The organism is uncultured Aureimonas sp. (genome assembly GCF_913775355.1).
Lineage (GTDB): Bacteria > Pseudomonadota > Alphaproteobacteria > Rhizobiales > Rhizobiaceae > Aureimonas.
This window is the reverse complement of record NZ_CAJYIU010000062.1, coordinates 1-6,970: the sequence shown is the minus strand read 5'-3', so window position 1 is coordinate 6,970 and position 6,970 is coordinate 1. Positions and strand designations below refer to the sequence as shown.

5 protein-coding genes, 1 tRNA gene and 1 pseudogene are annotated in these 6,970 nt (G+C 69.2%); 5 read left to right on the top strand and 2 right to left on the bottom strand.

Features of this window, described 5'->3' with window-relative positions; genetic code table 11:
* Positions 1 to 167, top strand: a pseudogene (locus QZ753_RS04935) (aminotransferase); the annotation flags it as partial.
* Between the two features lie 161 nt (positions 168 to 328).
* Here the strand turns inward: QZ753_RS04935 and QZ753_RS04930 are convergent.
* Positions 329 to 402, bottom strand: a tRNA-Gln gene (locus QZ753_RS04930).
* Between the two features lie 517 nt (positions 403 to 919).
* Between QZ753_RS04930 and QZ753_RS04925 the strand changes: the two genes are divergently transcribed.
* Both QZ753_RS04925 and QZ753_RS04920 read left to right on the top strand, forming a co-directional pair.
* Positions 920 to 2,173 carry a Ppx/GppA phosphatase family protein gene (locus tag QZ753_RS04925; protein ID WP_367171492.1) on the top strand — a complete coding sequence of 418 codons (1,254 nt, stop codon included), beginning with the start codon at positions 920 to 922 and terminating at the stop codon, positions 2,171 to 2,173.
* Positions 2,173 to 2,922, top strand: a complete 750-nt coding sequence (locus QZ753_RS04920) for an RlmE family RNA methyltransferase (RefSeq protein ID WP_294641576.1) — start codon at positions 2,173 to 2,175, stop codon at positions 2,920 to 2,922. Before QZ753_RS04925 ends, QZ753_RS04920 begins: the two co-directional genes overlap by 1 nt.
* A 4-nt stretch (positions 2,923 to 2,926) precedes the next feature.
* On the opposite strand, the gene QZ753_RS04915 is transcribed toward QZ753_RS04920, so the two are convergent.
* Positions 2,927 to 4,315 (bottom strand): MFS transporter, encoded by a 1,389-nt coding sequence (locus QZ753_RS04915; protein ID WP_294641575.1) that lies wholly within the window; start codon positions 4,313 to 4,315, stop codon positions 2,927 to 2,929.
* A 182-nt stretch (positions 4,316 to 4,497) separates the two neighbouring features.
* Here QZ753_RS04915 and QZ753_RS04910 point away from each other — a divergent pair, with 182 nt between their 5' ends.
* Both QZ753_RS04910 and guaB read left to right on the top strand, forming a co-directional pair.
* Positions 4,498 to 5,496 (top strand): MBL fold metallo-hydrolase, encoded by a 999-nt coding sequence (locus QZ753_RS04910; RefSeq protein ID WP_294641574.1) that lies wholly within the window; start codon positions 4,498 to 4,500, stop codon positions 5,494 to 5,496.
* A 111-nt stretch (positions 5,497 to 5,607) separates the two neighbouring features.
* Positions 5,608 to 6,970, top strand: a 1,363-nt coding sequence (gene guaB, locus QZ753_RS04905) for an IMP dehydrogenase (protein ID WP_294641573.1), incomplete at its 3' end; no start/stop codon positions are given.

Genomic DNA, 6,970 nt, shown 5'->3' with positions numbered 1-6,970 from the left:
TGCTCGCCGCCTTCGCGCAAGGGGGCGCGAAGGACAACGAGATCTGCCTCGAGCTGTCGTTCAAGGAGCGCGAGCCCAACGACCGGCAGGTGATCGAACAGATCGCCGAATCGGTCGCCTTCTGGGCACCCCACATCGACACGGGCGCAACGGATCTCCGCGTCTGACGGTCAGCCGTTTCAGGCGGCAGGGCGCACCCGTCCTGCCGCATCGGACAGCAAACGGATGCGACCACCCGGATTCGACCTAACCAGCCGGGCGTGAGCGCGCGATCACGCATGAACCCGTTTGCGAGCGGTCACTAAGATATTCCGGAACAGAAGGAGGCTGGCTGGGGAACCTGGATTCGAACCAAGACTAGCGGAGTCAGAGTCCGCTGTTCTACCCTTAAACTATTCCCCAGCATGTGCCGCTTGCGCGGCGGAAGCGGTGATCTCGGTGACCCTCGTTCCGTGAGCGGTCAGATAGGCGATTTGCGATCGGGCGTCAACCGCCTTGCGATGCCCGGCGGACGCTCGCTCTCTTTGAGGCGAAAGCATGGTGGGTGCGCGGGTTTCATGGGATGAGCCCGGTTGCGCCTTGTGCATTGTGGCCGGTCGGCTACACTCCGGGCAACGACATTGGCCCTCGCCGGGCCTTGGAGCGCCTTCGTGGCCGGCTCCGGAGACAACATGTGATCCATGACCAGCATCAAGGCCGAACACCCGTCAGGCATCTAGGCAGCAACCTTTCGAACGTTCTCGGCCGCGCTTCGGACGGGGGCAATCATGGCCCGGCCGAGGCGCCGGTCTCCTTGCGCGCCGAACCCGGCGCTGCGAGAGACGGCGCGTCGAAGGACGGGCAGAAGCTGTCGAAGCGCCAGCGCCGTCGCCGTCGGAAGGGGCCGCCCGCGCTCGCCGCGGACCATGCGACGCGCGCCCTGCACGACCTTCCGCCGAGCCTCAGCGCCAAGTTGACCGAGGCCGAGCGGGCCCTGCGCGCACGCAACGGCGCGGACGAGGCGCCTCCCGCAGCGAAGGGGCGCCGCCGGCGGCGCGGTCGCGGGCGCGGCGGGGCGGCCCCGGCCGCAGTTCCGGCGACGCATGCGCCGGCGGCCGCGAATGGCGGGGCGAGACCGGCCCCGGCGCGTCGCGTCGATCGGCCCGAGAGCGATCCTGTTCGCATTCCGACCTATGCGGCGCTCGATCTCGGCACCAACAACTGCCGCCTCCTGATCGCGACGCCGACGCGTCCCGGCCAGTTCCGGGTGATCGACGCGTTCTCGCGCATCGTGCGGCTCGGCGAAGGGCTCGGGCGCACGGGGAGCCTTGCGGCCGGCGCGATGGACCGCGCCGTCGCCGCGCTCGAGATCTGCAGTCAGAAGCTCTCGGCGCGCGAGATTTCCGGCGCGCGGCTGATCGCGACCGAGGCCTGCCGCTCGGCGGCCAACGGCGCCGAATTCATCGAGCGCGTCCAGCGCGACACCGGGCTCGCGCTCGAGATCGTCACGCGCGAGACCGAGGCGCGGCTCGCCGTGTCCGGCTGCGGCTCGCTGGTCGACCGCTCGGCCAAGGGCGCGGTGCTCTTCGACATCGGCGGCGGCTCGACCGAGATCGCGCTCCTCGACCTCCGGCGCGGCGCCAGCCGTCGCCTGTCGAACCACATCGTCGCCTGGACCTCGCTGCCGGTCGGCGTCGTGACGCTGGCCGAGCGCCATGGCGGGCGCGACGTGCCGCCCGAGGTCTTCGAGCGGATGATCCGCGAAGTCGAGGAGATGATCGCCGGCTTTCCGGGCGCGGGGAAGCTCGACGATCTCGTGGGCGGCGAGGGGTTCCATCTCCTCGGCACCTCCGGCACGGTCACGACGCTGGCCGGCGTCCAGCTCGAACTGGAGCGTTACGACCGCCGGCAGGTCGACGGGCTCTGGCTCGCCTCCGCCGATATCGACCGGCTGGTCGGCAGGATCGCTGGCTGGAGCTTCGAGGAGCGCGTCGCCAACCCCTGCATCGGCTCGGAGCGCGCCGACCTCGTTCTGGCGGGCTGCGCGATCCTCGAGGCGATCCGCCGCGTCTGGCCGGCCCGCACCCTGCGCGTCGCCGATCGCGGCCTGCGCGAAGGGCTTCTGACGGAAATGATGGTGGCCGACGGCGTCTGGCGACGCCCGGCGCCCACGAATGCAAGGCAGTCGGTCTGATGGCGAGTTCGGGACGGGGTGACGACCGGGGCCTGGCGGTTCGGGTCAAGAAGAAGCGCGGCCTCAAGGCCTCCTCGCGTGAGTGGCTGCAGCGCCAACTGAACGACCCGTATGTGCGACGGTCGAAGATCGATGGCTACCGCTCGCGCGCAGCCTACAAGCTCACCGAGATCGACGACCGCTACAAGCTCCTGCAGAAGGGCATGCGGATCGTGGACCTCGGGGCTGCCCCTGGCGGCTGGTGCCAGATCGCGGTGGAGCGCACCGCCAACACGCCGGAAGAGGCGCATGTCGTCGGCATCGACTATCTGCCGGTCGATCCGATCCAGGGCGCGACGATCCTCGAGCTCGACTTCCTCGACGAGACGGCACCGGACCGCCTGCTCGAAGCGCTCGGCGGCGACCCCGACATCGTGTTGTCCGACATGGCGGCGCCGACCACGGGCCACCGGCGCACCGACCACCTGCGCACCATGCACCTTTGCGAGGTTGCCGCGGACTTTGCCGTGCGCACCTTGAAGCCCGGCGGGCATTTCCTGACGAAGACCTTCCAGGGCGGCACCGAGGGCGAGCTCCTCGCCATGCTGAAGAAGAATTTCCGCACGGTCCATCACGTGAAGCCGCCGGCCTCGCGCGAGGGGTCGGTGGAACTCTACCTCCTTGCCAAGGGCTTCAAGGGTCGGCGCGCCGAGGCCGATGGGGATGCCGAGGCGACCGAGGGCGACGGCGAGGCTGGGCCTCTCGGCTGACACGCTATTCGGCCGGCACCCGCCGGCCGGCAAGTTCCGCCCCCGCCTCGCGCGACAGGCGCATGAAGGGGATCGCGGCGAGCATCGTGACGAGCCCGACCGCGAGGAACGCGACCGAGAAGTCTTTGAGCGTCGCATGACCCGTCCCGTTGAGGACGATGCCGGCCTCGAGGATGCCGCCTGCGGTTGCGACGCCCCCCGCGATGGCGACCTGCTGGAAGGCGGCGAGCATCGAGGTGGCGTCGCCTGAGCGATTCTGCGGCACGTCGGCGAAGGCGATCGTGTTGGTGCCGGTGAAGAACATCGAGCGGAAGAAGCCGCCGATCAGCATCAGCGCGATCAGGACGGCGATGGGGACGACGGGCCGGTAGAAGGCGATGGCGCCGATCAGCAGGCCGCCGACGAGCGCCGAGAGAACGAGGGTCGGTCGGAAGCCGAAACGCTTGAGGATCGGCTTGATCAGCGCTTTGGTCGTCATCGCGCCGCCGATCGAAACGGCGCTGACGAGGCCCGACTGGAAGGCCGAGTAGCCGAAGCCGAGCTGCAGCATCAGCGGAAACAGGAAGGGCGTCGCGCCCGCACCGATGCGAAACAGCGAGCCGCCGATCACCGAGGCGCGCAGCGTCGCGATCCGCAGAAGGTCGAGCCGCACCACCGGGTGCTCGGTCCGGCGCGAGTGCCGGACGTAGAGGACGGCGAAGACGGCGCCGATCACGGTCGTCGCCAGCCCCACCGCCGGGGGCAGGGCGGGCAGCGACACCACCGACAGGCCGAACACGATGCCGGCGCAGGCGAGGCCCGACAGCGCGAAGCCGATCCAGTCGAAGGTGACGTCGCGCATTGGCTCGACCCGCGGCAGGAAGCGCTGCGCGAGCGCCATGCCGACGAAGCCGACCGGTATGTTGATGAAGAATATCCAGCGCCAGTCCGCATAGGTCGAGATGAAGCCGCCGAGCGGCGGGCCGATCAGAGGGCCGACGAGGGCCGGCATCGTGAACCAGGCCATGGCGCTGACGAGATCGGAGCGGGGCACCGCCCGCACGAGGAGGAGGCGCCCGACCGGCGTCATCATGGCCCCGCCCATTCCCTGCACGAAGCGCGCGACCACGAAGCCTTCGAGCGAGGAGGCGAAGCCGCAGGCGAGCGAGCCCGCGAGGAAGACGCCGATCGCCGTCTGGAACACGGGCTTGGCGCCGAACCGGTCGGCCATCCGCCCGGAGATCGGGATGAACACCGCGAGCGCCACGTAGTAGCTGGTGAGCGCGAGCTTGAGCGCGATCGGGCTGGTCCCGATGTCGCGGGCGATCGTGGCGAGCGAGGTCGCGATCACCGTCGAATCGATGTTCTCCATGAACAGGGCGACGGCGAGGACGAGGGGAACGATACGCTTCACGAGAAGCCCCGCACGTCGGAGGTTGGACGGATCGCGCGGGATATAAGGCGAACTTAGAGACGGGGCCAGCGGCCGAGGGCGGCGGTTCGCCGCTTCGGCGCCGTTTCAGCCTTGTGGAGGCGGCCCCGGCGCCCATGTTCACGTTTGTCCCGCACCCCAAGATCGAACGTGAGGTTCATCCGATGCCCGACGTCTTCGAAGTCAATCGCCGCAACGCGCTGCTCCTCGCCGCCGGCGGCGTCGCCGGAACGCTGGGCGCCCGTCCGGCCGCTGCGCAAGGATCGACCATGGAAACCACGAGCGACACCCATCCGCTGGCGCCCGGCTGGCGGCGCTTCAAGATCGGCGATGCCGAGGTCACGGTGGTCCTCGACGGCATCCGGCCGGGCGAAGGGCCGTTCCCGACCTTCGGCGAGGACCAGAGCCAGGAGGCGGTCGGCGCCCTGATGCAGGAAAACCTCTTGCCGCCGCAGCGCTTCGTCAATTTCTTCCAGCCGGTGGTGATCCGCCTCGGCGACGAACTCGTGCTGGTCGATACCGGCATGGGTGCCAACGGGCGGGCCAACGGCATGGGTCTCCTCACCCAGCGGATGGGACAGGCCGGCCTGTCGCCGGGCGACGTCACGCTCGTCGTGCTGACCCATCTTCACGGCGACCATATCGGCGGCCTGATGGAGAACGGCGCGCCGGTCTTCGCCAACGCACGCTATGCGATCGGCCGCACGGAGATGGAGTTCTGGACTTCGGACGAGGCGAAGAACGGCCAGCGCGCCGACAACGCCAAGGCGGTTGAGGCGATGGTCGTGCCGCTGAAGGACAAGACGACGCTGCTCGGCGACGGCGATCAGGTCGTCCCGGGCCTCACCGCCCGTGCCGCCTTCGGCCACACGCCGGGCATGATGGCGTTCGAGCTGTCGTCGGCCGGCCAGCGCCTGTTCCTGATGGCCGACACGTTCAGCCAGTTCGTCGTCTCGTTCCAGAAGCCGGACTGGCAGGTCCGCTTCGACCAGGACAAGACCGCCGCCGCACAGACGCGCCGGCAGTACGCCGCGATGCTGGCCGACCAGAAAGTGCCCTTCCTCGGCTACCATCTGCCGTTCCCGGGGCTCGGCTATGCCGAGAAGGACGGCGACGCCTTCCGCTTCGTGCCGGAGACCTACCAGCTTCTGGCGAGCGGCTGAGCCCGCGGGCGCTCCGGCTTTTCTTTGCCGGGACCTCGTGCTACGAGCCCGTGCCAATCCTCAATACGCCGGCGCCCCAAGGGGCGCCTGCATTCATTTTAAGGACTGGCCATGGCCCGCATCATCGAGACCGCGACCGGCACGCTCGCCCTGACCTTCGACGACGTGCTGCTGCAGCCCGGCCATTCCGAGGTCATGCCGGGGCAGGTCGACGTCAAGACGCGCATCACGCGCACGCTCAACCTCAACATTCCGATCCTGTCGGCCGCGATGGACACGGTCACCGAGTCGCGTCTCGCGATCGCCATGGCGCAGGCGGGCGGCATCGGCGTGATCCACCGCAACCTGACCCCGGCCGAGCAGGCCGAGGAGGTGCGGCAGGTCAAGAAGTTCGAGTCCGGCATGGTCGTGAACCCCGTCACGATCGGCCCCGACGCCACGCTCGGCGACGCGCGCGCCCTGATGCAGGCGCATCGCATCTCCGGCATTCCCGTGGTCGAGAACGCCGGGCGCGGTGGCCAGACCAAGGGGCGCCTCGTCGGCATCCTCACCAACCGCGACGTGCGCTTCGCCTCCGACGACCGGCAGAAGATCTTCGAGCTGATGACGCGCGAGAACCTCGTCACGGTCCGCGAGAACGTCGATCAGGGCGAGGCCAAGCGCCTTCTTCACAAGCACCGCATCGAGAAGCTGCTCGTCGTGGACAGCGAAGGTCACTGCATCGGCCTCATCACCGTCAAGGACATCGAGAAGTCGCAGCTCAACCCCAACGCCGCCAAGGACGCGCAGGGACGCCTGCTGGCTGCCGCCGCGATCAGCGTCGGCGACGACGGGTTCGAGCGCGCCGAGCGCCTGATCGAGGCGGGCATCGACCTCATCGTGGTGGATACCGCGCACGGCCATTCGCAGCGCGTCCTCGACGCCGTCACGCGCGTCAAGAAGCTGTCGAACGAGGTGCAGGTCATCGCCGGCAATATCGCGACGCCGGGCGGCGCGCAGGCGCTGATCGACGCGGGCGCTGACGGCATCAAGGTCGGCATCGGGCCGGGCTCGATCTGTACGACGCGCATCGTCGCGGGCGTCGGCGTGCCGCAGTTGTCGGCCGTGATGGATTCCGTCGCCGTGGCCGAGAAGTCCGGCGTGCCGGTCATCGCCGACGGCGGCATCAAGTATTCCGGCGACCTTGCCAAGGCGCTGGCGGCCGGCGCGTCGGCTGTCATGGTCGGCTCGCTTCTCGCCGGCACCGAGGAGAGCCCCGGCGAGGTGTATCTCCATCAGGGCCGCTCGTTCAAAGCATATCGCGGCATGGGCTCGGTCGGGGCGATGGCCCGCGGCTCGGCCGACCGATACTTCCAGGCCGAGGTGCGCGACACCCTGAAGCTCGTGCCGGAGGGTATCGAGGGCCAGGTCGCCTACAAGGGCGCCGTCGGCGCCGTCCTCCACCAGCTGACCGGCGGCCTTCGCGCCGCCATGG

Coding starts and splice junctions, on each gene's coding strand:
- QZ753_RS04920 (WP_294641576.1), top strand. CDS start 2,173: ATGGCGAGTTCGGGACGGGGTGACGACCGGGGCCTGGCGGTTCGGGTC.
- QZ753_RS04910 (WP_294641574.1), top strand. CDS start 4,498: ATGCCCGACGTCTTCGAAGTCAATCGCCGCAACGCGCTGCTCCTCGCC.